21 protein-coding genes are annotated in these 25900 nt (G+C 62.2%); 6 read left to right on the top strand and 15 right to left on the bottom strand.

What is annotated here, in order from left to right:
• Positions 1 to 120 precede the first annotated feature (120 nt).
• The 14 genes from ACSQ3I_RS04150 to ACSQ3I_RS04085 form a co-directional block, all read right to left on the bottom strand.
• Positions 121 to 1524, bottom strand: coding sequence for an efflux transporter outer membrane subunit (locus tag ACSQ3I_RS04150; protein WP_435997536.1), 1404 nt, complete (start codon positions 1522 to 1524; stop codon positions 121 to 123).
• A 140-nt stretch (positions 1525 to 1664) separates the two neighbouring features.
• Positions 1665 to 4763: an efflux RND transporter permease subunit gene (locus ACSQ3I_RS04145; protein WP_435996324.1), complete on the bottom strand. Its 3099-nt coding sequence runs from the start codon at positions 4761 to 4763 to the stop codon at positions 1665 to 1667.
• Positions 4764 to 4816: 53 nt separating this feature from the next.
• Entirely contained in the window at positions 4817 to 6013 is a 1197-nt protein-coding gene (locus tag ACSQ3I_RS04140) for an efflux RND transporter periplasmic adaptor subunit (protein WP_435997535.1), read from the bottom strand.
• A 218-nt stretch (positions 6014 to 6231) separates the two neighbouring features.
• The gene (locus ACSQ3I_RS04135) at positions 6232 to 6834 is read right to left on the bottom strand and encodes a TetR/AcrR family transcriptional regulator (RefSeq protein ID WP_435996322.1); all 603 of its coding nucleotides are present in this window, start codon (positions 6832 to 6834) and stop codon (positions 6232 to 6234) included.
• A 219-nt stretch (positions 6835 to 7053) separates the two neighbouring features.
• The gene (locus ACSQ3I_RS04130) at positions 7054 to 8004 is read right to left on the bottom strand and encodes a phosphoribosylaminoimidazolesuccinocarboxamide synthase (protein ID WP_435996320.1); all 951 of its coding nucleotides are present in this window, start codon (positions 8002 to 8004) and stop codon (positions 7054 to 7056) included.
• A gap of 126 nt (positions 8005 to 8130) precedes the next feature.
• Positions 8131 to 9417: a hypothetical protein gene (locus ACSQ3I_RS04125; RefSeq protein WP_435996319.1), complete on the bottom strand. Its 1287-nt coding sequence runs from the start codon at positions 9415 to 9417 to the stop codon at positions 8131 to 8133.
• Positions 9414 to 10154, bottom strand: a complete 741-nt coding sequence (gene hutC, locus ACSQ3I_RS04120; protein WP_435996317.1) for a histidine utilization repressor — start codon at positions 10152 to 10154, stop codon at positions 9414 to 9416. The genes ACSQ3I_RS04125 and hutC overlap by 4 nt, the downstream gene beginning before the upstream one ends.
• A gap of 38 nt (positions 10155 to 10192) precedes the next feature.
• The gene (locus ACSQ3I_RS04115) at positions 10193 to 11200 is read right to left on the bottom strand and encodes a zinc-dependent alcohol dehydrogenase (RefSeq protein ID WP_435996315.1); all 1008 of its coding nucleotides are present in this window, start codon (positions 11198 to 11200) and stop codon (positions 10193 to 10195) included.
• Positions 11201 to 11213: 13 nt separating this feature from the next.
• Entirely contained in the window at positions 11214 to 12533 is a 1320-nt protein-coding gene (gene hisD, locus ACSQ3I_RS04110) for a histidinol dehydrogenase (protein ID WP_435996314.1), read from the bottom strand.
• Positions 12534 to 12577: 44 nt separating this feature from the next.
• Positions 12578 to 13378 (bottom strand): ABC transporter permease, encoded by an 801-nt coding sequence (locus tag ACSQ3I_RS04105; protein ID WP_435996312.1) that lies wholly within the window; start codon positions 13376 to 13378, stop codon positions 12578 to 12580.
• Positions 13375 to 13968, bottom strand: a complete 594-nt coding sequence (locus ACSQ3I_RS04100; protein ID WP_435997533.1) for an ABC transporter permease — start codon at positions 13966 to 13968, stop codon at positions 13375 to 13377. The genes ACSQ3I_RS04105 and ACSQ3I_RS04100 overlap by 4 nt, the downstream gene beginning before the upstream one ends.
• Before the next feature lie 597 nt (positions 13969 to 14565).
• The gene (locus ACSQ3I_RS04095) at positions 14566 to 15681 is read right to left on the bottom strand and encodes an ABC transporter substrate-binding protein (RefSeq protein ID WP_435996310.1); all 1116 of its coding nucleotides are present in this window, start codon (positions 15679 to 15681) and stop codon (positions 14566 to 14568) included.
• 110 nt (positions 15682 to 15791) lie between these two features.
• Positions 15792 to 16940 carry an ABC transporter ATP-binding protein gene (locus ACSQ3I_RS04090; RefSeq protein WP_435996308.1) on the bottom strand — a complete coding sequence of 383 codons (1149 nt, stop codon included), beginning with the start codon at positions 16938 to 16940 and terminating at the stop codon, positions 15792 to 15794.
• 117 nt (positions 16941 to 17057) lie between these two features.
• Positions 17058 to 17831 (bottom strand): SDR family NAD(P)-dependent oxidoreductase, encoded by a 774-nt coding sequence (locus ACSQ3I_RS04085; protein ID WP_435996306.1) that lies wholly within the window; start codon positions 17829 to 17831, stop codon positions 17058 to 17060.
• A gap of 253 nt (positions 17832 to 18084) precedes the next feature.
• Between ACSQ3I_RS04085 and hutH the strand changes: the two genes are divergently transcribed.
• A complete protein-coding gene (gene hutH / locus ACSQ3I_RS04080) occupies positions 18085 to 19632 on the top strand; it encodes a histidine ammonia-lyase (protein WP_435996304.1) in 1548 nt (515 codons plus the stop codon).
• Between the two features lie 97 nt (positions 19633 to 19729).
• On the opposite strand, the gene ACSQ3I_RS04075 is transcribed toward hutH, so the two are convergent.
• Positions 19730 to 21418 carry a chemotaxis protein gene (locus ACSQ3I_RS04075; RefSeq protein WP_435997531.1) on the bottom strand — a complete coding sequence of 563 codons (1689 nt, stop codon included), beginning with the start codon at positions 21416 to 21418 and terminating at the stop codon, positions 19730 to 19732.
• A 414-nt stretch (positions 21419 to 21832) separates the two neighbouring features.
• Here ACSQ3I_RS04075 and ACSQ3I_RS04070 point away from each other — a divergent pair, with 414 nt between their 5' ends.
• From ACSQ3I_RS04070 to ACSQ3I_RS04050, 5 genes are all read left to right on the top strand, one after another.
• Complete coding sequence (locus tag ACSQ3I_RS04070; protein ID WP_435996302.1) at positions 21833 to 22159, top strand: STAS domain-containing protein; 327 nt, start codon at positions 21833 to 21835, stop codon at positions 22157 to 22159.
• Positions 22160 to 22528 carry a response regulator gene (locus tag ACSQ3I_RS04065; protein WP_109460952.1) on the top strand — a complete coding sequence of 123 codons (369 nt, stop codon included), beginning with the start codon at positions 22160 to 22162 and terminating at the stop codon, positions 22526 to 22528.
• Positions 22525 to 24564, top strand: a complete 2040-nt coding sequence (locus tag ACSQ3I_RS04060; RefSeq protein WP_435996299.1) for a chemotaxis protein CheA — start codon at positions 22525 to 22527, stop codon at positions 24562 to 24564. The genes ACSQ3I_RS04065 and ACSQ3I_RS04060 overlap by 4 nt, the downstream gene beginning before the upstream one ends.
• Entirely contained in the window at positions 24561 to 25052 is a 492-nt protein-coding gene (locus ACSQ3I_RS04055) for a chemotaxis protein CheW (RefSeq protein WP_435996297.1), read from the top strand. Before ACSQ3I_RS04060 ends, ACSQ3I_RS04055 begins: the two co-directional genes overlap by 4 nt.
• A 29-nt stretch (positions 25053 to 25081) precedes the next feature.
• The coding region (locus ACSQ3I_RS04050) for an MCP four helix bundle domain-containing protein (protein ID WP_435996295.1) at positions 25082 to 25900 on the top strand (819 nt) is incomplete at its 3' end.

The following is a 25900-nucleotide window of genomic DNA, read 5'->3' as shown; positions in this document are numbered from 1 at the left end:
TCCGGATTGCTGTCTACTGAGACCAAAAACGTCCTCAGCAAGACTTCGGTTCCGAAACGGCGCATGAAAAAGGCGCGGATCGCTCCGCGCCTTGCAAGATCGACAGTGGATGCTGCCCGATCAGTTCGTCTTGGCTTCCGGTGCATAACCGCCGCCGATGGCGACGTTGAGCGAGACGTAATCCTTGGCCATCTGCTGCACCGCCTGGGCCAGCCGCGCCTGGGCGTCGGACACCGACCGCTGCGCGTCGAGGACGTCGAGAAGCGAAGAGGCGCCGTCCTTGTAGCTCGCCGTCGAAAGCTGCAGGGCTTCTTCGTAGGACTTCACTTCGGCGCGCAGCGCCTCGACCGTCCGGGCGTCGCGGGAAACCGCGGCGAGTGCGTTTTCAACCTCTTCGATTGCCTGCAACACCACAGCCTTCCAGGCGAGATACTGGTTGCGGGCATTCGATTCGGAAATATCGACATTGGCGCGCAGGCGGCCACCGTCGAAGACAGGCAGGTTCAGGCTGGGACCGAAGGACCAGCTGGTCAACGCACCCTTCACCGACTTCGAACCGATATAGGACGGCGAGATCGAACCGCCGAGCGTGATCGTCGGATAAAGCTGTGCCTCGGCGACACCGATATCGGCCACGGCTGCTGCCAATTCACGTTCCGCACGGCGGATATCCGGACGGTTGCGGATCAGATCGGCCGGGACGCCTGCGCGTGCCCGGAAGCGAGCCACCGGCTGCCGCGCAGGCTTCTGCATGTCGCTGATAAGCGTCGAGGCCGGCAGGCCAAGCAGGGTGGCGATGTGATGGACCGAAACGCGGAACTGGGTTTCGAGGCTCGGAATGTCGGAAAGCGTCGAGTTGACGAGGCCTTCGGCCTGCACGACGTCGAGCCGCGAGGCGGCGCCGGCTTCCAGCTGGAAGCGCGTCAGCGCCAGTGTTTCCTGCCGCGATTTCAGGTTCTTGCGGGCAAGCTCGATGCGCTCCTGGTAATAACGGGCGTCGATGTAGGTCGCGACGAGATCCGACAGGAGGGCAAGGCGCGCAACGTCGACATTGGCGTAAGCCGCGTCGAGCGAAGCCTGCGCGCTTTCCTTCGAACGTTTGACCTGGCCGAAGAAATCGAGCAGCCAGGAGAGCGAAAGACCGCCTGTGGTCGTCGAGCGAACATCCGTCTGGCTGCGCAACTCGCCGCCCTGTCCGCTGATGGTCTCGGAAGCGCCGGCATCCAGGCTCGGCAAGCCGCTGGCGCCTGCGACGGTCACGTTTGCCGATGCGGCGTTGATCCGCTCGATCGCCTGCAGCACGGTGAGGTTCTGCGCCAGGCCGCTATCGACCAAGCCGCTCAACCGGCGATCGTTGAAGGCAGACCACCAGGCGGCCATAGAAACGTCGCCATTCGACTGTTTGCTGCCTTCGGCAAATTTACCGGGCAAGGCAATTTCGGGCGGCGTGTGATTCGGACCCACGACGCAGCCGGAAAGCAAAAGTGCGACGGTGAAGGGAGCGGCGACACGAAGGGATATCATCATATTATCCTACACACTTGATAGTTCGTCTGTTTAAAACCCGTCATGGATTTTCGGCTGCCGCCCTCTTCGCGGGCTCCGGAATCACCCGGATTTCCCAAGGTCAACTTATCATCCGACTTTTCGCCGTACAGAAGAAATTAACTTTTTGCACGACTGAATACGCGGCGAACGACAACGAAAAATGACGGCACGAAAAAGATCCCGAGCAGGGTAGCCGACAGCATGCCGCCGAGGACGCCGATACCGATGGCGTTCTGCGCGGCCGAACCGGCCCCCTTGGCGATTGCCAGCGGCACGACGCCGAGGATGAAGGCCAGCGACGTCATGATGATCGGCCGCAGGCGCAGCTTGGCCGCCTCCAGCGTCGCCTCGATGATGCCCATGCCTGTCGCTTGTCGATCCTTGGCGAATTCCACGATCAGGATGGCGTTTTTCGCCGCCAGACCGATGGTCGTCAAAAGACCGACCTTGAAATACACGTCGTTGGACTGGCTGAAGAGCAGCGCCGCGGCCAGCGCGCCGAGCACGCCGATCGGCACGGCCATGATGACCGAGAACGGGATCGACCAGCTTTCATACAGCGCCGCAAGGCACAAGAAGACGACCAGAACCGACAGCGCGTACAGCATCGGCGCCTGCGAGCCGGACAGCCGTTCCTGGTAAGAAATGCCCTGCCAGGCGACCGTATAGCCGCCGCCCATCTGCGCCGTCAGGCGCTCGACCTCGTCCATGGCATCGCCCGAGCTGACGCCCGGAGCGGCGCTGCCATCCAGGGAAATGGCGCTGGTACCATTGAAGCGGGCGAGCGACGGCGGGCCGTTGACCCATTCGATCGAGCTGAACGACGAGAACGGTACCATTTCACCCTGGTTGTTGCGGGCATACCAGTTGTTCAGGTCGTCCGGCTGCATGCGGAACGGCGCATCGCCCTGCACGTACACCGGCTTCAACTCGTTGTTGAGCGTGAAATCGTTGACGTCGCGGCCGGCGAAAATCGTCGCCAGCATGGCGTTGACGTTGGAGAGTTCCACGCCCATGGCGCCGAGCTTTTCCTGATCCAGAAGGATCTTCATCTGTGTTTCGGCATCGCGGCTGTTGGAGCGCAACGCGACGATCTTGCCGCTGGCATTGCCCTGCTGGATCAGATCCTTCGAGGCCGCCGTCAGTGCATCGTTGCCGTGCTTGCCGCCGTCGACCAGATAGGTGGAGAAGCCGCTCGATGTGCCAAGGCCCGGAATGGCCGGCGGCGCCAGCGGGAAGACCTGGGCATCGCGCAGCGTGAAGAAGTAGCCCATGGCGCGACCGACGATCGCCTGCGCCGACTGGTCGGGATGGCTGCGGAGATCGAAATCCTTGAGCTTGGTGAAGACGATGGCATTGTTCTGCCCCGTACCGCTGAAGGAGAAGCCGAGAACGCCGAAGACCGCGTCGATATTGTCCTTTTCCTTCTCCAGGAAATAGTCCTCGACCTTCTTCAGCACCGCTTCGGTGCGCTGGGTCGTCGAACCCGTCGGCGTCTGGATGATCGTCAACAATACGCCTTGGTCTTCCTGCGGCAGGAACGAGCTCGGCAGCTTGGTGAACAGATAGGCGCAGCCGCCGACGATGATCAGGAAGGTCATCATGACGCTGATCGGCCAACGCAACAGCACGCCGATAGTGCCGACATAACCGTTCGTCGTCGCATCAAAGCCACGGTTGAACCAGGCGCCGGGGCCACGCTTCTTCTTGTGATGATCGATTGGTTTCAGCATCGTGGCGCAGAGCGCCGGCGTCAGCACGATGGCGACGACGGCCGAGAGCAGCATGGCCGAAACGATGGTCACCGAAAACTGCCGGTAGATGATGCCGGTCGAGCCGCCGAAAAAGGCCATGGGAATGAACACGGCGGTCAATACCAGCGCGATGCCGATGATGGCGCCGGTGATTTCGCCCATCGACTTTTCCGTCGCTTCCAGCGGCGACAGCCCTTCGTCGCTCATGATGCGTTCGACGTTTTCAACGACGACGATGGCGTCGTCGACGAGCAGGCCGATGGCCAGCACCATCGCGAACATGGTCAACGTGTTGATTGAATACCCGGTTATCGCCAGAATTCCGAAGGTTCCCAACAGAACGACGGGCACGGCGATCATCGGGATGATCGTTGCGCGGAGATTCTGCAGGAAGATCAAAAGCACCACGAAGACGAGCACGATCGCTTCGATCAGCGTGTGCACAACCTTCTCGATCGAAAGCTTGACGAACGGCGTGGTGTCGTAGGGGTACTGGATTTCGACACCTTCCGGCAGGCTCGGCGCGATGGCGGCGAGTGCGTCCTTGACGCGGGCGGCGGTGTCGAGGGCGTTGGCGCCCGTCGCCAAGTTGACGGCAAAGCCGGTGGCCGGGAGGCGGTTGGCGCGCGTGCCGCCGCCATAACTTTCCTGGCCGATCTCGATGCGGGCGACATCGCTGAGGCGCACCGTCGCGCCGTCCTTCTCGACCTTCAGGATGATCGATTCGAACTCGCCCACCGTGTTCAACTGGCTCTGGGCGGTGATCGTGACGTTGATCTGCTGGCCTTCCTGCAGCGGCTGGGCACCGAGCGCACCGACGGAAACCTGGGTGTTCTGCGCCTGGATGGCCGCGGTGACATCAGCCGTGGTCAGCTGATATTTCTGCAGCTTGAACGGATCGAGCCAGATGCGCATTGCATAACCGGAGCCGAAGATGTTGACGCTGCCGACGCCTTCGAGACGCTTGATCTGATCTTCGATCTGGGTCGACACCAGATCGCCGAGATCCACGGAGGCGCGCTTGCTGTCGGTAGAAACCAGGGCGCCGACCATCAGGATGCTCGAGGTCGAGCGCGAAACGGTGATGCCCGCCTGCTGCACAACGTCGGGCAATTGCGACTGCACGAGTTGCAGCTTGTTCTGCACCTGCACCTGGGCGATATCCGGATCGGCGGCGTTACCGAAGGTCAGGGTGACTTCGGCACTGCCCGTCGTCGATGACGACGTCATGTAAGTCAGGTCGTCCAGACCGGTCATGCCGTCTTCGATGATCGTCGTCACCGATTTTTCGACGGTTTCGGCGCTGGCGCCGTTATAGGCGGCGGTGATGCGCACCGTCGTCGGCGCGATCTCGGGATATTGCGAAATCGAAAGCGTGAAGATCGCCAGGGCGCCGCCCAGCATGATGACGATCGCGATAACCCAGGCAAAGATCGGGCGTCGGATAAAATAATGAGCCATGCGATTGTCCTGGCGTCCTAAATATTCGGAAAACGAGAAACGGGCACGTCGGTTTACTGCGTCGCTGCGGCAGGCGCCGGTTCAACCACGAGACCGTTCTTGTCGATCGTCACTTCAGTCGGGATGACTTTGCGGCCGGGGCCGATGCTCTGGAAACCGTCAACCACCAGCTTGTCGCCGTCCTTGACGCCTTCCGTCACCAGCCAGGCATTGTTGCTACTGCGGGCATCCTCGAAGGTCCGGCTTTCCACGACATTTTCCGCCGAAACGAACAGGGCCGAGAGCTTTCCGCGCGCATCGCGCGTCGCCGCCCGCTGCGGGATCAGGTAGCCGTCCTCGCGGCCGATTTCGACCGTGGCGCGGACATACACACCCGGCAGGATGCGCTGGTCCGGATTGGGGAAGAGCGCGCGGATGGTATAGGTGCCCGTCGTTTCGCTGACGGCCATTTCCGACATGTCGAGCGTGCCCGGCTTGTCATATTCCGAGCCGTCTTCCAGAAGCAGCCGGATCACCGCATCCTTTTCGACGCCCTGCAGCACGCCGGAGGCCAGCATCTTCTGCAGGCGCAGCAGGTTGGTGCTGGATTCGGTCAGCTGGATGTAGATCGGATCGATCTGGCGCAGCGTCATCATCGCGTCCGCCTGGTTGGCGGTCACGACGTTGCCGACATTGATCTGCGTGGCGCTGGCGATGCCGTCGAACGGCGCGCGAATTTTGGTGTAATCGAGATTGATTTCGGCAGCGCGGAGTGCCGCCTGCGCCGAGGCGACGTCCGCCTTCGCCTGCAGGAGCGTCAGCTTGGCGTTTTCGAATTCGATCTGCGTTGCGCCGCTGTTGACCAGTCGCTCATAGCGGGCGACGTTGATCTCGGCGGTCGGCACGCTGGCTTCCGCCTTGGCGACACTGGCCTGGGCCTGCGCAAGTGCGGCGGCATAGGTGCGGTCCTCGATCTGATACAGCAGATCACCCTTCTTGACGGTGCTGCCTTCCTTGAAGGCCACCGAGGTGATCAGCCCGCTGACCTGCGGGCGAATTTCTGCCGTCTGCAATGCAACCGCACGCCCCGGAAGCATCGACGTGAACGGAAGCGGCTGCTTCTTCATCGTCACGACACTGACGGGAACATCCGGCACCTGCGCGGCGCCGGCAGTGGCACCAGCCTGTTGCCCGCCTTGCTGCTCGCTGCAGGCAGCCAGAAAACCGGCCATGGAAAGCGCTGTAACGATCAAGGCAAGGCGTCGGACCATATCAATAATATCCATCAATTTCCAAAACGGACCTGCAATCGGCCAAACCACAATTTGCGTTGTTGACGGAGTTTTAACAAAGGTTAATTCTCCTTCGTGCGCCAAGGTCGCCGCTTTTTTTGGCAAGCGCCCCCTCTTTGCAACACTTCAATCGTCGTGAAGACCTGCCCGGGCGACCCGTGAGTCGATCAGGCTGAAGTGACGTATATCAGCAATCGTCACTTAGCAAGGGGGTTTTGCAGCGCAGCATTGATGAGTTCAACCACCACTTCGCATCGCTCCGGAAGCTCCCCTGGTCGGGAGCGAACGAGGAAAACCGGATGCAGGACGCTCGCAAGCGCAGCGCTGACGGCCTTGGCCGTCCGTGCGGGATCCGGACAGTGATAGATGCCGGCTTCGACACCGGCGTGAATGATGGCCTCGAATTTTTCCTCGAGCAGTTGCTTGTAAAGGCGCCCGCTCGGAAAATCCGTATCGGCCGTCATCAGCACCATTTCGAAGATGTAGGGACTGCAGCGCAGATCATCAAGATGGCTTTCCATCAGCCGCTGCGCGACTTTCAGCAGTCGTTCCGAGATTTGCACGGTATCGTCGAGGCTCGCAAGGCGAGCCGACATATGGCTGATGTGGCGTTCCGTGATGGCGACGGCGAGCGCCGTCTTGCTATGAAAGTGCTTGAAGACATTGGCAGGCGACATGCCAAGCGCTGCGGCAATATCGGCAATCGACACCTTGGAGAAGCCGCCGGCGCGAAACAATTCTTCCGCCTTCAGCAGGATGTCCTCACGGGTCTCCTCAGCCTTCCGCCGCGGTTTGCGCATCCGTCCCCGTTCCTTGTCGCCCTTCGGGCCAGCCCCTCACATTTTCGTGATACCCATCTCGCCCGGCCCTGTCAAAGCAACGCTTTGTTTACTTTGCAGTTTTCCGGAAAATTTCATTTCCGATCCAGCGAGAGCGATTTTATTCATATTACAAATCAATCGCTTAAATACGAAACGGAAGCGAATGTGGAAAAAGCGCCACATTCGCCCCGACGACCATCACTCTTGGGTAAAATAAGGCTGCAGGTTCAGACGCACGCGCTCCTTCGGCGTCGCACCACCGTCGTCAGGCGCGAAAACCTCTCCGGTAATCGCCTCGTAAGCGCGGATGTAAACCTTCGAGGTTTCTTCGATCAGGTCCAGAGGGATTTCCGGGATATCGTCCTTGTAGGGATCGCAGCGTTCCGCCACCCAGGCCCGGACGAAATCCTTGTCGAAGCTTGCCGGACGTGTACCGGCGGCAAAAGCCTGCTCATAGCTATCGGCGATCCAGTAACGGCTGCTATCAGGCGTATGGATTTCGTCGGCAAGCTTGATCACGCCGTTCTTGTCGGTGCCGAACTCGTATTTGGTATCGACGAGAATAAGGCCCCGTTCCGCCGCCATCTGCTGACCGCGGGCGAACAGCGCCAGCGCGTAACGGGAGAGCGTATCCCACTGTTCCTGCGTCAGCAGGCCCTTGCCGACGATCTCGGCCGGCGTCAGCGGTTCGTCGTGGCCGCCGTCGAAGGCCTTGCTGGTCGGCGTGATGATCGCCTCGGGAAGCTTCTGGTTGTCGCGCATGCCGTCCGGCAGCGTAACGCCGTACATCGTCCGCTCGCCCTTCTTGTACAGCGTCAGGATCGAGGTGCCGGTGGTACCGGCGAGATAACCACGCACGACGACTTCCACCGGCAGGATATCCAGCCGCTCGCCGATCACTACGTTCGGGTCCGGATAATCGAGCACATGGTTCGGGCAGATATCCTTCGTCGCCTCGAACCAGAAGCGCGCCGTCTGCGTCAGCACCTGGCCCTTGTAGGGGATCGAGGTGAGGATACGGTCGAAGGCGCTCAGCCGGTCGGTGGAAATGATGATCCGCCGGCCATCGGGCAGGTCGTAATTCTCACGCACCTTGCCGCGGTAATAATTCGGCAATTCGGGGAAATGGGCTTCGGAAAGAATTCGCACGGGCGTGGATCCCTAATCGTGACGCCGGAGAAAGGGGCGCTTCATCGCCGCGACCCTTAGTTCACCCTGCCACAATGTCAAGCAAAGGCGGCTTTTGGAACCACATCCAGCGCCGGAAACCGCCCATCAGGCCCGATCGGGATCGATCGCATCGAGGAAGGTGGAGACGTGATCCTCCCCCTCCTCCGGCTCGCTGCCGACCATGACGGCAACCGAAAAGCCGATGGCGGAGGAGATTTCCGTATGCGACGTCGCCTTGGCCCGCAGGTTCATCACCAATGTCGGGCACAGAAAAAGCGCCAGACGGATGACCTCGCGCCAATCGGCGGGCAACAGGCCTTTCGCCTTCAATTCGGCGAGGAAGGGGCGCCACAGGGCCTCAGCCTTCACCTGCAGGAGACCTTGCCTGACGGACGTCAGGTCCCAGTTCGTATCGATGACCAGCGCGCCCGGCTCCAGCCGCGCCAGGGCGGAATAGCGCTTGCTCGCCTCGGCGGGATCGTAGAGCCACAGCGGATGGGCGAAGATATTGTGGAAGGTCGACTTCACTTCGGCAAGCAGGCTCGGCACGTCCCGCCCGGCGAAGGCCGGATCGAAGAAGGAAAGCGCGGGCTCTCCATCCTGCAGCGAATACCAGACATTGGCGTTGTGGGCATCGCCATGCGCGGTGACGCCACCGGCATCGGCAAGCCGTTTCGGGTTCAGCCTGATGGCTGCCGCCTCGAACAATTCTCCGACCGTGCGTTTGTAGCGACGGCCGTTGACGACCAGCTGGCGGCGGGAAAAATCGTCCCATTCCAGCGTCACGCCCGGGAAACGAAACGTCTGGTCGATATAGAAAGATTCGTAGCGACCGCCCGGCAGGGTCTGCGAGCGCGGATCGATCAGGCGTTCGTAGAACAGCCGATGGATCGGTTCTTCTGCCACAGCCTCCGGCGTTACCGGATGCAGCGTTTCGCGCATCACCTCGAGCAGGCGGACCGAAAGGCCGCGCTCGGCGTCGAAGGCCAGCCCTTCACCGGCGGGATCGGGCGCGAGGTCGAGGGCACGCAGGACATCGGAGAAACGCGGATCGGTGCGGCGGCGATAGATGAGGATCTGTTCCCCCGGCTGCACCGACATATGCACCGGCTGATCGACCGGCAGGCCGGCCTTGGCGAGGATATCGGCGCGGTAATATTCGCCGCTCATCTCCTCTTCGCCCTCTTCCTGATGGAACTTGAAGAAGTAGGCCCTGCCATCCGCATCGAAGAAACCGTTCAGCGAATTGAGGCTGTACTGATCGTGGTTGAAGCGGACGTTTTCCACCGTCAGCCCGAAGAGATCGCGCAGGAGGTCGGCAAGAAGGGCGTGGCCGCGCTCCTCGTCGAAGCGGGCGAGACGGCGGATTTCGGCAGTACGGCTTTCGGTCATGGATGCTTTCCCGCGGCGTTCGGCGTGTAGCGGCTGCCGAGCGAATAGCGGCTGCCGACATAGATGATGCGGTTGACGGTGGCGACCTTGGCGCCCGACCAGGTGCGGCGGTGGAGCAGCAGGCACGCCTCCCCTGTTTCGATCGCCAGATGCCGCGCGGTTTCCTCATCCGCATGGATGGCGGAGATGATGTGCTCCACCTCGGTCATCGGCGTCGATTGCTGCAGGTAGTCGTAGGTGGTGGTCGTCTCGAAATCCTGGTCGAGGTAACCCGGCACTAGGCCGGGATTGACGAAGCGTTCCTCAAGCTGCACCGGCACCTCGTTTTCGAAATGCACCAGCAGGGAATGGAACACCGGCTGCACGGCCGGAAACTCGAAGGCGGCAACGAGCTGCGATTCTGGCTCAAAAATCTCCAGCACGAGCACCTTTGCCCGATGGCTGTTGCCGCGGGCGCGGATCTCGTTGGCGATGTTGTTGACTTCGATCAGCGTCGATTGCGGTTTTGGCGGCGCGACGAAGGTGCCGACCCCCTGGACCCGCAGCAGATGGCCCTGCGACGTCAGTTCGCGCAGTGCCCTGTGCACGGTCATGCGCGAGACGCCGAGCGCAGTCACCAGTTCGTTTTCCGACGGCAGCTTCTGGTTTCGCGGCCACCGGCCGCTGCCGATATTGCCGAGGACATAGTCCTTGACCTTCTCGTAGAGCGGGCTGGCCGTATCGGGGAGTGTTTCCATCGCGCTTTGTTCTTCGCCAGCCGGACCCATGCCGAACCTCACATGCGGATGATGGTTTTGAGGCCCGACGCCTGCCCCGCCAGCAGGCGGGCATAGGCTGCCGGAACGGCATCGAGATCGATGACCTCGTCAATAAGCTGCTTGAGCGCCGGCGTCAGCGTCGGCAGCATCGCGAGGATCTCAGGCAGTTCGTCGCCAAAGGCGTGGCAGCCGATCAAAGCGATTTCCCGTTCGACCAACAGGTTCGGATCGAAATCGATCTTGCCGTGGCTGATGCCGACCAGGGCAATCGAACCGCCGGGTGTGACCAGATCGGCCAGGGCCTCGACCACCTTGATATTGCCCGTCGCCTCCACAGCATAAAGCAGCGCCGTTTCATCGAGTGCAGCCTCGAGGCTCGACTTATCCAGCCCGATCACTTCACCACCCGTCACGGTCGCAACGCGGGCAGCGCGGTCGCCGTTGCGATCGGCGATCAGCAGGCGCCCGTCATGCAGCTTGGAGAGCAGAACGGCCACCAGACCACCGATCGGCCCGCAACCGGCCACAAGCACCGGGCGGCCTTTTTCCGGCCGCAACCTGCGGATGGCGTGCAGGGCGACGGACAGCGGCTCGCCCATCGCCGCCACGGTCGGGTCGATGGCGGCGTCGCAGCGCATCACCAGCCTTGCCGGCAGTTCCACCGCCTCGGCAAACCCGCCGTCGCAGACCTCGCCGACAAAGCCGAGCGTGGCGCAGACATTGCGGCGGCCATCGCGGCAGGCCGGACAGGTGCCGCACCAGTAACGGCTGTCGGCAACGACGATGTCGCCGATGGCAAGATCCGTGACGCCCTCGCCAACCGCATCGATCACACCGGCGAATTCATGTCCGGCAACGGAAGGCGAGCGGGAAATCCACTGGCCGGTGCGGAAATTGTGCAGGTCCGAGCCGCAAATGCCCGCCGCTGTCACCTTAAGCCGCACCAAACCTTCACCCGGAACGCCGGGTGCCTCGATATCCTCGACCCTCAGATCACCTGCTGCGTAAAGCCGGACCGCCTTCATTGCCGTCCCTTCCTCAGCCGGTGTAGCCGTCGCGGATTTCCGAGACCGCCCATTCGTGCGACGAGAACCCTTCGTAGCGGGCGAGCGTACGGGCGTGCTTGGCGAAATCCGGATAGGCGGACTTGGTGACGTAACCGATCGAGGAGCGCTTGACGAAGTCGTGCACCGACAGCGGCCCCCAGGTGCGGGCGTTGCGGCTGGTGGGCAGCACGGCATTCGGGCCGAGACCGAAATTGCCGATGGAGACAGGCGTATGCGGCCCCATGAGGATTTCCGCCGCCTCGGTGATGTGGCTCAGATGCGCGAAGGGATCGGTGGAGAGGATTTCCAGATGTTCGGGCGCATAGGCGTTGACGACGTCGTAGCTCTCCTGAAGGCTGGAGGTGAGGATGATGCCGCCATATTTGCCGGTCAGCACCGCGCGGGAGAACTCGACACGCTGCTCGGTCATGCGCGCCCAATGCTCCGGCAGAGCCTTCAGGGCTTCCTCGGCCACCCTGCGGCTATGGGTGATCAGGTAGGCGGAGGAATCCGGCCCGTGTTCGGCTTCGATCAGCAGGTCCAGGGCGGCAAGGCCGCCATGCACCGTCTCATCGGCAAAGATCACCGCTTCGGACGGGCCGGCGGGAAGGCCGGGATCGATGACGCAGGAGAGCAGCCGCTTGGCGGCCACCACCCAGGGTGAACCGGGACCGACGATCTTCAACGCCGGCTTCACCGTTTCCGTGCCGTAGGCGACCGCTGCGACGGCCTGCGCGCCGCCGCATTTGTACACTGTTTCAACGCCGGCAAGGCGGGCGGCCACCAGCGTTGCCGCATCGACGGAACCGTCCGCCGTCGGCGGGGTGACGATGGCGAGATCCGGCACGCCGGCGACGACGGCCGGGACGGCAGTCATCATCGTCACCGAGGGAAAGGCACCCTTGCCGCGCGGGATGTAGAGCGCCACCGACTTGATCGGCGTGTAGCGGTCGCCGGCAAAGGCGCCCGGCCGCATTTCCTTCATCCACATCGCTTCCGGCTTCTGCTCCTCGTGGAAATGGCGGATATTGTCGATACCGAACTGGATCGCCTCGACGACATCCTTCTCCACCGCGTCGAAGGCGGCGTCGAATTCCTTCTCGGTCGCCTTGAGACTGTCGATCGTTACGTTCGCCTTGTCGAAATCGCGGGCGAAACGCACCAGCGCCGCATCGCCTTCCGTCTTCACCGCCTCGATGATCGGCTTCACCCTGTCGAGGAAGCCCGAGAGATCGGTCTCCGAGCGCTTCAGCAGGTCGGCCTTGCCTTCGGCGGAAAGGGTAACGTAGTCGTGAAAGGAAACGTCTGACATGGCATGGGTCCTTTACCGGCCGGGAAGAGATGCCCGGCGCGGGATCATTTCGATTTGAGGAAGATGTCGAGCCCGACCAGCCGGTCGAGCAGGAAGATGGCGGCCGCCGCACAGGCGATGAAGACCACCGAGACCGCCGCGAGATCCGGCGTGATGATCGAGCGGATGGAATTGTAGATCTGCACCGGCAGCGTGACGATGCGGGCATCGACCAGAAGCAGGCTGACGAGGAATTCGTTGAGCGCCAGGATGAACATCAGCAGCGCCCCGGTGATGATGCCGGGCGTCACGGCCGGCAGTGTCACATGCAGGAAGGTCTGCAGCGGCGGCGCGCCGAGATTGGCGGCGGCGAGTTCGAGGTCCGGGTCGAGGCCGCTGGCGCTTGCCGTCACCGCCCAGATCATGAACGGCAGGTTGATGACGCAGCAGGCGAGCCCGACCGGCCAGAGCTGGCCGAGCATGCCAGCATTGCCGAGCACCAACATCAGGCCGATGCCCGAGCCGATCAGCGGGATGGTGAAGGGCAGGAGCAAGTAGACCTGGATGGTCTTTTCCATGCGCACTGCATATTTCGAAAGCGCAATGCCGGCGAGCGTGCCGGCCGGCACGGCGATGACGGTGCAGATCGAGGCGACCACCAGCGAGCGCAGGAAAGCGCCGCGCAGGTCGCTGGCGCCGGCGATCTTGGCATACCATTTCAGCGAAAAACCGTCCGGCGGGAAGGTGATGATGTTGCCTGATGTAAACGAGGCGCCGAGGACCACCAGCGTCGGGGCCGACAGCATCACCAGCCCGAAGATCACGAAAATCCAGAGAACGATCGTCTTGCCGCGATTGCCGCTCATGCCTTGACCCTCCCCATGGCCAGCGTTCCGGCCCCGAACAACGTAAAGACGAGGCCGACCAGCAGCGAGCCGACCGCCACCAGCATCAGCGCCAGCGTCGCACCCAAGCCTTGGTCGGAGGTGCGGAAGAACTGGTCATAGATGGCGTTGGCGATAAAATCCTGGCTGCCGCCGCCGAGCATGGCGGGAATGGCGAAATCGGTGAGCGACAGGGTCAGCACCACCAGACCGGCACCGACGAAACCCGGGCGCGCCATCGGCAGCACCACATGGCGGAAGGTGCGTATCCAGTCGGCGCCGAGCGAGCCGGCGGCTGCCTCGATCTCCTCGGGGATGGCCGTCAGCGCCGGCGCCAGCATCAGCACGGCAAACGGCATCATGTACTGGATGAGGCCGAACAGCACGGCCGGATAGTTGTAGAGAAGCCGCATCGGCGCGATGCCGATCAGGCCGAAGGCTTCGTTGACCATGCCCTGGTTGCCGAGAATGATCAGCCAGCCATAGGCGCGCACCACCTGGCCGATGAAGAACGGCAGGAACAGCGCGATCAACAGGAATTTGCGCAAGGCGGTCGAAGGCGTGCGCACCATGACATAGGCATAGGGGAAGGAGATCACCAGCGTCAGCACGGTGACGATGATCGAGCCGATCAGGCTGCGGCCGGCAACAGTGATGAACAGGCTTTCGGTCACCGCCTTCTTGTAGTTGGCCAGCGAATAATCTTCAGACAGCAGGAAGGTATTGGTGTCGAGCGTGCGGAAACTGGCATCGCCCATCTGCCAGAGGCCAAGCACCAGAAGCCCGACGAGCAGGATCGCCGGCGCCAGCATCAGGTAGGGCGTACCCGCCCGGAAGAAGCGTGGCCACAGGATGCCGGCCACGGCTTCCAGCACATCCATGATGCGCCATCGGATCGGATAGGCTGTGCGGGCCGCTTTCATGCGTGGTCCTTTGTTGCGGTCATGTGGTCTCCCCTTCGCCCCTTGGGGAGAAGGTGGCCCGAAGGGTCGGATGAGGGGGCCGATATACGGCAGGGCTTTCCCTTGGGGCGCGCCCCCTCATCCCGCTGCCGCGACCCTCTCCCCGCTGGGGAGAAAGAGCAGGCGGCAACCCTCTCATTTCCTATTCAGCAACGAGCGGGGAGCGTGCCGGCAGGCGGATAGAGCCGCTTGCCGGCACCGGTTAAATCAACCTTGCATGATCGACTTGAACTTCGAGAACCACTCGCTCTCGTTTTCCACCTGTACCTTGGCCGAGACGCGGATGAGGTGCTTGAACTCCTCTTCCGTGGTCGGGTAGGACGGGTCGCCGACGAGGTCTGCCGGCGGCGTCAGGCCCGGAACGACGCCCGGAAGGCCGAGGCCGTCGAGCCACACCTGCTGCGCTTCCTTGGAGATGGCGAAGTCGATGTACTTCTTGGCCCAGTAGAGCTCGTTCTCCGGCAGGCCCTTGGGGATCCACAGGCCGTCGGTGTCGTATTTCGCGCCTTCTTCCGGCACCACCCACTTGATGTCGAGGCCGGCCTTGCGGGCTTCGCGGGCATTGGTGGAGATGGTGCAGGCGGCGTCGATTTCGCCCTTCTGGAACCAGGTGGTGAAGTCAGGATCTTCGCCGAGCAGCGGCGCCTGTTCCTTCATCTTGGCGACGAAATCCCAGGCCGGCTGCATGTTGCCCGGAATGTCCTCCAGCTTGCCGCCGCCGGCGACCTGTGCCGGGAAGTGGAAGCCGATACCGTCGTTGTAGAGCGCGATGCGGCCCTTGAACTTCGGATCGAGCAGATCCTTCCACGATTTCGGCGCACCGTTCGGGAAAGCTTCCGGACGATAAGCGAGAACGTAGACATAACCGTAGGTGTTGACGATCGGATAACCGTCGAGGCCGACCGGCTTGGACAGGTCGGTGGTGTTCTTCAGGTTCGGCAGGTCGGACAGGTCTTCCGTCACGCCGCGCAGCGCCGACTTGGTGGCGTTTGTGGTCGTATCCCAGTTGATGTGGATCGGCGGAACGCGCTTCTGCGCCACGGCGGCCCAGACTTTCGGCTGGATTTCGTTGTCTTCCGTCAGGTCGTGGCGGATGGCGATGCCGGTCGCCTTGGTGAAGGGATCGGAGACGCCGGCCTTCAGGCTGTCGACCCAGCTGCCGCCCCAGGCGCGCACGATGATTTCCGCCGGCTTTTCCGGCTCCTGCGCGAAGGCGCGCGACACGCCGAGCGTCGACAGGCCGGCAGCACCGCCGAGCGCGGCAGCGCCCTGCAGCAGGCGGCGGCGGGTGAGGTCGTTCAAGGGGAATTTCGGTCCGTTCATATCCTAAGCTCCTCTGGTTATGGTTCTTGCTTCACTTCTTCTTCCCGCCTTGCCTGCTTCGACGCAATTCCGGACGCAAAACCGCTTACGCACTTTTGCTGGAATTTGCTCTAACCGGCGAAAACGAGTACATCCTTGATAGTCCAGCCGAGAAACACCGTACGCCCGGCTTCGAACTGCGTGTGGCCGACGACATCGTGGTCGAAGACGCGCAGGATGGCGCCGTCGAGCGCCGGAACGCTGATCTCGTAAACCACCCGCTCGCCCTCGAAGATCGCATCCTCGACCTCTCCGGAAACGACGGTATCGAGACCCGTCAATGCCGCTTCCTCGCCGGCGATCCGGATCTGTTCGGCGCGCAGCGCGCCCCTGACGTCCCGGCCGCTGACAAGCGATGAGCCGGCCGAACCCGCACGCCCGCGCAGCACGACGTCGCCATGCAGGAACCGCACCTCGCCTTCCACTTCGGAAGCGAGCGCCTTGCCCTGCAGGAAATTGGTGACGCCGATGAAATTGGCGACGAAGGGATTGTTGGGCTGACGATAGGTCTCGGTCGGCCGCGCCTTCTGCTGGATCTCGCCCTTGTCCATGACGATGATCTCGTCGGAGACGACGAGCGCCTCGCGCTGGTCGTGGGTGACGTTGATCGTGGTGACGCCCAGTTCACGCTGGATGCGGCGGAATTCCAGCTGCATTTCCTCGCGCAGCTTGCGGTCGAGGGCGGCAAGCGGTTCGTCGAGCAGCAGAAGATCCGGCTCGAACACCAGCGCCCGGGCAATCGCCACGCGCTGCTGCTGGCCGCCGGAGAGCTGATGAATGCGCCGGTCGCCCAGCCCGCCGAGGCGTACGAGGTCGAGATAGCGCTCCACCTTGTCGGGAATGGTGCGCGCATCGCGACGACGCATCTTCAAGGGGAAGGCAACGTTCTCAGCCGCGGTCATATGCGGAAACAAAGCGAGCTTCTGGAACACCATGCCGATGGAGCGGCGATGCGGCGGCACGGCGCCGACGGCGCGGCCATTGATGACGATATCGCCGCTGGTGGGCGCGCCAAAACCGGCAATCATCCGCAAAAGCGTCGTCTTGCCGGAACCGGAGGGGCCGAGAATGGTGAGGAACTTGCCCTTGGGAAGATCGAAGCTCGCATCCTTCACGGCGTGCTGGCCGTTGTACACCATGTTGACATGGCGCACCGAAACGGCAATCGGCGCTTCGCCTCGCCCATCGCGGGCGGTCGCGGCAGTGGCAGCATCCGGCATCTTCGTTCCCCTTCGACATCCTGACCCCGGCAGGTCAGTGTCTTTCATTGGTATATACAGCCATAGACAGGCAGCTGCCAATCTTTTTTGCTTCGCAGCAAAAGCATTTTCGCGCCCTCAGATCGAGGCGAGATAACCGCCGTCAACAGGTATGCAATGGCCGGTGACATAGGCCGACGCATCGCTCGCCAGGAAGATGACGGCGCCGCCGACATCGCCCATGCCGCCAAACCGGCGCATCGGTATCTTCGAAAGCATCGCTGCCTGCCAATCCTCGTTTTCGTAAAACACGTCCGTCATCGCTGTACGGAAGTAACCGGGCGCGATGGCGTTGACGCGAATGCCGAGGGCGGCCCATTCCGCCGCAAGCGCATGCGTCATGCCCATCAGGCCGGATTTCGACGAGCCGTAAGGCACCGCCGTCGGAACCCCGACATAAGAGGTCAGCGAGCAGAGATTGACGATGGAACCGCCCTTGCCGCCCGCCTGCATGTGCCGCGCCGCGGCCTGGGCGCAGAAAAACGCCCCCTTGAGGTTGGTCGAGACGATCTTGTCCCACAAGGCCTCTTCCACATCCAGCGACGGGCAGATCTCTTCATAGCCGGCATTGTTGACCAGCACGTCCAGCCCGCCCAGCAGCGACGCCGTCTCGGCCACCCCTGCCCGGCATCGTTCGACGTCGCGCACGTCAAGCGCAAGCGGCACGGCCTGACGTCCCTTTGCCGTAATCGCCGCGCTGGTTTCCGTCAGGCTTGCGCCATCACGCGCAGTGATCGCTACATCGGCCCCGGCCTCCGCCAGCGCAATGGCAATCGCCTGGCCGATACCACGGCTTGCCCCGGTAACGAGAGCCTTGCGGCCGCGAAGATCGAAAAGCTGGGCAACGGACATGGCAGGGATACTCCGGAAACATCCACACTGATTGATGATGGCGTGGCGGGACAAGTTGCAGCAAAATTCAACAGGGAAAATGCGTCGGTGTCTATACAGCCCTATACCGTTTTCGAACGGTTAACGGTGAATGCCACATCCGCCATTTTCGCTCCGCTTGCGCTGCAAGCCAAGTTGTATATACATATTCATACAAGATAGATTTCAGCCGGTTTCGCGCGAGACCGGCAAGCGCACTGGAGAGGAGCGAGCAATGGCATCCAAAGACGAGCGGGCATACCAGATCACCCCGGGCAGCGTGTCGCTTGCCGCATGGCGCGATATCTATTTCGGCGCTGCCGTGACGCTCGATCCTTCCGCCCAGGCGAAGGTCGAGACCGCGGCAAGGGTCATCGACGCGATCATCGCCAAGTGCGAGCCGGTCTACGGCATCAACACCGGCTTCGGCAAACTGGCGAGCGTGCGCATCGCCGACGACGACCTGGCGAGACTGCAGCGCAACATCGTGTTGTCGCACGCCGCGGGCGTTGGCGAACCGCTGCCGGTGCCCGTGGTCCGGCTTATCATGGCGCTGAAGATCGCCAGCCTCGCGCAGGGCGCATCGGGCGTCCGCTGGCAGACGCTGGAGCATCTGCTGCGCTGCCTGCAGGACGATCTGGTGCCGGTCATCCCGGCGCAGGGCTCCGTCGGTGCTTCCGGCGATCTGGCGCCGCTGTCGCACATGACGGCGGCGATGATGGGCGTCGGCGAATTCATTGTTGCCGGCACCAGGGTCGATGCTGCGGAAGCGCTGGCGGCCAAGGGCCTGGCGCCGCTCGTCCTCGGCCCCAAAGAAGGCCTCGCCCTCCTCAACGGCACGCAGGTCTCGACGGCGATGGCGCTAGCGGGGCTTTTCGAGGCGGAACGGGTGTTCGAGGCGGCCCTCGTCGCTGGCGCGCTCAGCGTCGATGCCGCCAAGGGATCGGACGGCCCGTTCGATCCGCGTATCCAGGCGCTGCGGCGCCATCGCGGCCAGATCGAGGTTGCCGACGCGTTGCGCCGGCTGATCGCCGGCTCGCCCATCCGCCAGTCGCATCTCATTGGCGATACGCGGGTCCAGGACCCCTACTGCCTGCGATGCCAGCCACAGGTGATGGGCGCCAGCCTCGACCTGCTGCGCCAGGCTGCCGCGACGCTTGCCGACGAGGCCAACGGCGTCTCCGACAATCCGCTGGTCTTCACCGACACCGGGGAAGTCATTTCCGGCGGCAATTTCCACGCCGAACCCGTCGCCTTCGCCGCCGACATGATCGCCATGGCGCTCTGCGAGATCGGCTCCATTTCCGAGCGCCGCATCGCCATGCTGGTCGATCCAGCGCTTTCCGGCCTGCCGGCCTTCCTCACGCCGGTTCCCGGCCTGAACTCGGGCTTCATGATCGCGCAGGTGACGGCCGCAGCCCTTGTTTCGGAAAACAAGCAGCGCGCCTATCCGGCAAGCGTCGATTCCATCCCGACCTCCGCAAACCAAGAGGACCACGTCTCGATGGCGGCGCATGGTGCGCGGCGCCTGTCCGCCATGGCGGAAAATACCGCCAACGTCATCGGCATCGAAGTTCTCGCGGCTGCGCAGGGCTGCGATTTCCACGCGCCCCTGGCCTCCAGCAATGCGCTGGAAAAGGCCCGCGGCTGCATCCGCGCCGACGTGCCGACGCTGAAGGACGACCGCTATTTTGCCCCCGACATGGCGGCCGCGACACGGTTGGTCAGAAGCGGAGCGCTGGCGCGGAGCACCGGCCTGACGCTTCCGTCGATCTGCGACTAAAAGCATTTCCAGTCGGAGCGGCATCGCTTCGGCTGGAAATGCGGCGAAACAAAAGGATAGCGAATTTCCGGGAGTTCACCGGAAATTCCCCAAGGGCTTAGAACAGGGCGTCGGCGAAGAGATCTTCGTCTTCGTCGCCCGAAGAAGCTACCGGCGCGGCGACCGTTTCCACCGTCGCGCTGCCTGCCGTTGCCGGCAGGTAGGCCTGATGGATATTCCGTTCCTGCACCATGGTGTAGGTGCGGTAGATCTTCTGGCCGAGTTCGGCGGCCTTGTCTTCCAGATCGGAGATGTCGGCGATATCGGAGCCAGCCATGGCAGCCAGTTCGGCCGCGCACTGTGTCAGCACGTCACCGAGTTCGCTTTCGAAATCGAGCTTGCGGATCGACTGGCTCACCTGGTTGAAAACCTCCTGCCCTTCCCGGGCGAGTTCGGCGAGGTTTTCCTCCATGGTGTTGCCGGCGTCGCGGATGGCCGAAAGCGCCTGGGCGAGCGGCCGGTCGATCGTGTCCGATCCACCCTTGTCATCGGCGGAGAGTGTACGCGAAGCGCCTTCCAGCGTGTTCAGCTGCGCCACGACCGTATCGGCCGAGCCTTCGAGCTTGCTGGCGAACACGCGCAGCTCGCCGGTTACGACGTTGATCGGCTTGCCTTCTTCACCGAGGCGCGAGCAGCGCAGGTTGGTGTTCAAAGCCATGTAATGGATATCGGTCTTGATGGCGCGGATGACGGCGATGCCGGCAAGCAGATCCTGCGCCGTACCGGTGGTCGAGGCTGCGACATCGTCTGCCTCGCGGGAGGCATCCTTGACGCGGCCCACCAGAGAACACGCTGCCTCGACACTGTTTTCCAGCGCTTTGAGGAAGTTGTTCTGGGCACCGCCCTCGCTTTCGCGGGTCATGGCATCGCGCAGCGTGAGGATCTGCCGGGTGTCGTCGACGAAGCTCGACATGTTCTTGACGACGTTGCGGCTTTCGCGCTGGAAATCCGTGACCATCTCGGTCAGCTGCGCCGCATTCATGTGATAGAGAACGTTCTTCAGCCGCTCCTTGGCGTCGGAGCTCAGATCCGCATCGTTTTCGACCAGTTGTTCGTACGCCAGGAAGCTGCTCTGCACGTGCTCGATCCGCTGGCGGGTGATGTCGCCCACCTGCAGGGCGGAAAGCACGGTGGCGATCTTCGTCTGCACGCCGCGGGCGAGCTTCGAGACGTCCTGTGCCAACGAGGCAAGCCGCTTGTGGTGAGTGCCGATCTTGCCGGCATCCGTGTTCAGGTCGGCGACAATGCGCGGCACCGTCTCGCCATATTCCGCAACGATGGTCGCGGCAAAACCGCGCGCCCGCTGCAGCTGCGTATCGAGAACCTTCAACTGCGCGGCGAACTTGTTGACTTCCGCCGTACCGGAATGGATGCGCTCCAGGATCTCCTCGGCGAAGCCGGAAAACTCGGCGATGCCGGCGCCGGTGATCTTGACGGTAATGGCGAAGGTCCGCAGGTAACGCATGGTTTCCTGCATGTCCGCCACATGGCTGTGCATGTTGCCGGTCGCTTCCGCCAGCGTGCCGAAATTCTTCTGCCGCCGCACCTCCAGCGCCGGCAGGCCGCCCAGCTGTGCCGCCGTGTTCATGATGCCGCCGACCGTTTCCGACGTCGTCTTCTCGTCCAGCGTGTTGGTCAGCCGGTCGAGCGAACCGATCAGCTTGTTGATCACGTCCATGATGGAAAGTAGAACCGCGCCGCCATCGAGAAAACGACTTTCGACCTGGCTGTGAGCCGCCAGAAGCATCGCATCGAGACTGGATCTTTCGAAGTATTCGTTGTTGTTTTTTGAAAGAGCGTTGATCGGCACGGCTATACCTTCGCATAATTGCTTGAATAACTTGAAACTAGCTGTGACCGGGAAAAATCTGGTAAATCAGGGCGCCATTTTTGGCTAAAAACCGCCTAAATATGGTCATTTCGGCCACCATTCGCCCATTAACTTTAACAGCGATTAAATAAAATACGTAGAATTTCGCCTTTTCTTGGAAAGTCTCGATTTTCATCCTTTTATACGTTCGACAAAAAATAACCTGTAATAATTTGTAGCAACTTTTCCTTGAGAACCACAGATCTCGCTCGCCCTTTTTACCCTTTGTTAAGGATGCGATGGAACCATTATAGGCGATTTGTAGCGCTCTCATTGTCTTCGGGGATCTAAATGACGCAAGCAAAAGAAGCGAATATCAAGCTAGATATCCCGGCCAGGGCGAATATTCGAAATATAGTCGAAACGCATTCTGCCGTTCTTGCTTCGCTTCTTGAAGCAGAGGCAGTCGAGATCGACCTTTCCGATTGCAACGATGTCGATCTGAGCTTTCTTCAGATGGTCGAGTCGGCTCGAGTTTACGCGAAGTCGGCAGGAAAGACGGTGAAGCTTGCATCACCTGCCGATGGCGCCGTTCTCGAGACGTTGAAGCGCGCCGGATTCTTGGATGAAATCACGCCGGAAGACGCAAAGTTCTGGCTACACCGCGAGGGATTGTAAATGAGTGCCCGTATTCTGACCGTCGATGACTCCGCGAGCATCCGTCTCACAACCCGCGTTGCGCTCTCCAATGCGGGTTATGCCGTTTCCGAGGCCGTTAACGGCCAGGAAGGCATGGACAAGGCACAGGCCGAACAGTTCGACCTCATCGTGACCGATCTCAACATGCCGATCATGGACGGCCTGACGATGATCGAGTCGCTGCGCAAGATCCCGAGCCAGACCGGCATCCCGATCATCTTCCTCACCACCGAATCCGACGCAGATCTCAAGGCGCGCGCCAAAGCTGCCGGTGCGACGGGCTGGCTTACCAAGCCGTTCGACCCGGAAAATCTCGTCAAGATCGTCAAGAAGGTCCTCGGCAGATGAGTTTTCCCGATCCAATACAGGTATTCAAGACAGAGGCCGCCGAACTGCTGGAGCAGATCGAAACCGGCCTTCTCGACCTGACCTACGACCTGACCAACAAGGACCAGATCGACGCCGTGTTCCGCGGCCTTCACACGTTGAAGGGCTCGGGCGCGATGTTCGGTTTCGACGCGCTGGCCGCCTTCACCCACCACTGCGAAACGGCGTTCGACCGGGTCCGAAAGGGTGAAGTGACGGCAACGGAAGAGCTGATCTCCGTCGTGCTCGAAGCCAAGGACCATATGCGCGCCCTGGTGGAAAACCCCAATGCCGAGCACGACGACGTCAGCACCAAGCTGCTCGCCGACCTGCACCGCGCCGTCGAAGCCCTCGAAAAGGGTGGCGCAGCGCCGGCAAAGGCATCCGGCCCGAAGGAAACGCTCTGGCGCATCCGCTTCGGCCTGCCGCGCAACGCCATGGCCAACGGCACCAATCCGCTCGGCCTGCTTGACGAACTGCGCGATCTCGGCCCCTGCACGATCAAGGCAGACCTCTCGGAAATCCCGGCACTCGATGCGCTGACGCCGTCCGACCTCTACATTTCCTGGCACGTCGAAGTCACCACCGCACAGCCGAAATCGGCGATCGAGGACGTCTTCATTTTCGTCATGGACGAAATGCAGATTGAGATCACCGCAATCGACGCCGGCAAGGCTGCGGCCTCTGCCCCCGCTCCTGTCGTGCAGAAACCTGCGGCGGCCCCGACCGCGGCGGCGGCTCCTGTTGTCGAAGCTCCCAAGCCCGTCGCGCAGGAAGCAGCCGCCGTCCCGGCCGTTCGCGAAAACACCGCAGCCGCCGCAACCGATCCGAAGCAGAACCGCGCTGCCGAAAGCGTACGTGTTCCGGCCGAACGCCTCGACGAACTGATGGACCGCGTCGGCGAGCTGGTCATTGCCCAGTCGCGCCTGCGCCAGCTGGCCGGCCGCAATGCCGACATCCAGCTGCGTGCCGTCTCGGAAGACATCGAACGCCTGTCCGGCGAGCTGCGCGACACGATGATGGTGCTGCGCATGGTGCCGGTTGCCACGCTGTTCGGCCGCTTCCGCCGCCTTGTCCACGATCTGGCCCGCGAAACCGGCAAGGTGATCGAGTTGATCACCGAAGGCGAAACCACCGAAGTCGACAAGACGGTCATCGAACGGCTGGCCGATCCGCTCGTCCACCTCGTCCGCAACTCGGTCGACCACGGCCTGGAAACGCCTGATACGCGCCGCGCCGCCGGCAAGCAGGAAGCCGGCAAGGTGACGCTGTCTGCCCGCCAGGCCAGCGGAGAAGTCATCATCACCATCAAGGACGACGGCCGCGGCATCGATCGCGACCGGGTCCGCGCCAAGGCGGAATCCTCCGGCCTGATCCAGCCGAATGCGGTGCTGAGCGACCAGGAAGTCTTCCAGCTGATCTTCCAGCCGGGCTTCTCCACGGCGCAGACCGTCACCAACCTGTCCGGCCGTGGCGTCGGCATGGATGTCGTCAAGCGCACCATCGATGCGCTGCGCGGCACCATCGAGGTCGCCAGCTTCCCCGGCGAAGGTTCGGAAATCTCGCTGCGTATTCCGCTGACCCTCGCGATCATCGAGGGCCTGCTGGTCCGTGTCGGCGGCGGTCGCTACGTCATCCCGCTTTCGGCGGTCGAGGAATGCCTGGAACTGTCGCTTGAGGAAGACCTGCGCTCCCGCGGGCGCTCGTTCATTTCGCTGCGCGACAGCCTGGTTCCCTTCATCCGCCTGCGCGATCTCTTCCACACCGGCACGAAACCCGACCCCTATCAGAAGGTCGTGGTCATCTCGACGGGATCGGAACGGGTGGGTCTCGTCGTCGACCAGATCATCGGCGATCACCAGACGGTCATCAAGTCCATGTCCAAACTGCACCATGACGTCGCGACGTTCTCGGGTGCGACCATCCTCGGCGATGGCAGCGTCGCTCTCATTCTCGATGTCGTCCATCTCGTGGCGGCCGGACAGCAGCAGGAGGCGCAAATGCGTATAGCAGGATGAGCCAGGCCCTCAGAAAAGTACCCGAAAACGTATGGAACGAAGGCGAGGAACTGGAAGTCCTGACCTTCGACATCGCCGGAGAAACCTTTGCCCTCGAGGCCGTCAGGGTCCGCGAAATCCTCGACCTGTTGCCGGAAACGACCGTGCCCGGCGCCAAGGCTTTCGTCGGCAGCGTCCTGAATTTCCGCGGCCGGGTGATCCCGCTGGCCGATATCCGGCTTGCCTTCGGCATGGAAGCCACCAAGCCGACGATCGACAGCCGCATCATCGTCATCGAATTCGATATCGAAGGCGAAGCGAACCTGATCGGCATCCGCACCGACAAGGTCAACGAGGTCACGACGCTGGCCAAGACATCAAGCGAACTGCCTCCGAGCGTCGGCATGAAATGGCGACCGGACTTTATTTCTTGCCTGGTGAAGCGCGGTAGCGACTTCATCATCCTTCCCAACCTGCAGGCAATTTTCTCGACCCCCCACGACAGCTGACTGGCGTCGCAAAAACAAGAGGTTACAGCATGCGCGTGACGATCAAACTCAAATTGGCAATGGCATTCGCTGCCGTCATCCTTTTGCTGATGGGCACGGCCGCCTACGGGATCATGAGTCTCGGCAACCTCAACCAGAGCCTCTCCGACGTGCTCGACGGACCGGCCAAGCGCCTGCAGTTGTCGCAGATGCTCAACATCGAACAGTTGCAGATGATCCGCCAGCAGAAGAACGTGCTGACGGCAACCTCCGGCGAGGAAATTGCCTCCGCCGTCGGCAAGGGCGATTCCGCCCGCAAGGATTTTGACGGCCACCTGACCGAGGTCGAGGCGCTGGCAACCGAACAGGGCAAGGCGCTCTGGGCACAATTGCGCGTCCATGCGGCCGAATTCCGCAAGCATGACGACCAGATCCGCGATTTCGTCCGCTCGGGCAATGCCAGCGCGGCGCTGCAGCTTTCCACTGGTGCGGCACGTACCGTTACCAACGACATCGACAAGATCCTTTCCGACGTTGCTGCCCTTGAACTGAGCCGCCTCGAGGCGGCCGATGCCGGCGCAGAAGCACAATATGTCAGCACCCGCACGATCATGCTGGCGGTCACCGGCGTTGCTTTCATCATCGCAATTGCAGCAGCTCTGTGGATTTCCGTAACGCTCAGCAAGGGCCTGCAGCGCGCCGTGACCTCCGTTCGCGAAGTGTCCGAAGGCGACCTGACGAAGATGGCCGAAATCACCAATCGCGACGAAGTCGGCGAACTGCTCGGCCACGTCAACATCATGATCGAGCGTCTGCGCGGCGTGGTCGGCGATGCGCTTGCCGCCTCCGACAACGTTTCCTCCGGCAGT

The organism is Rhizobium sp. LjRoot30, from assembly GCF_964253915.1.
Lineage (GTDB): Bacteria > Pseudomonadota > Alphaproteobacteria > Rhizobiales > Rhizobiaceae > Metarhizobium.
The sequence above is the reverse complement of the archived record's forward strand: the minus strand, read 5'-3'. Positions and strand labels throughout refer to the sequence as shown.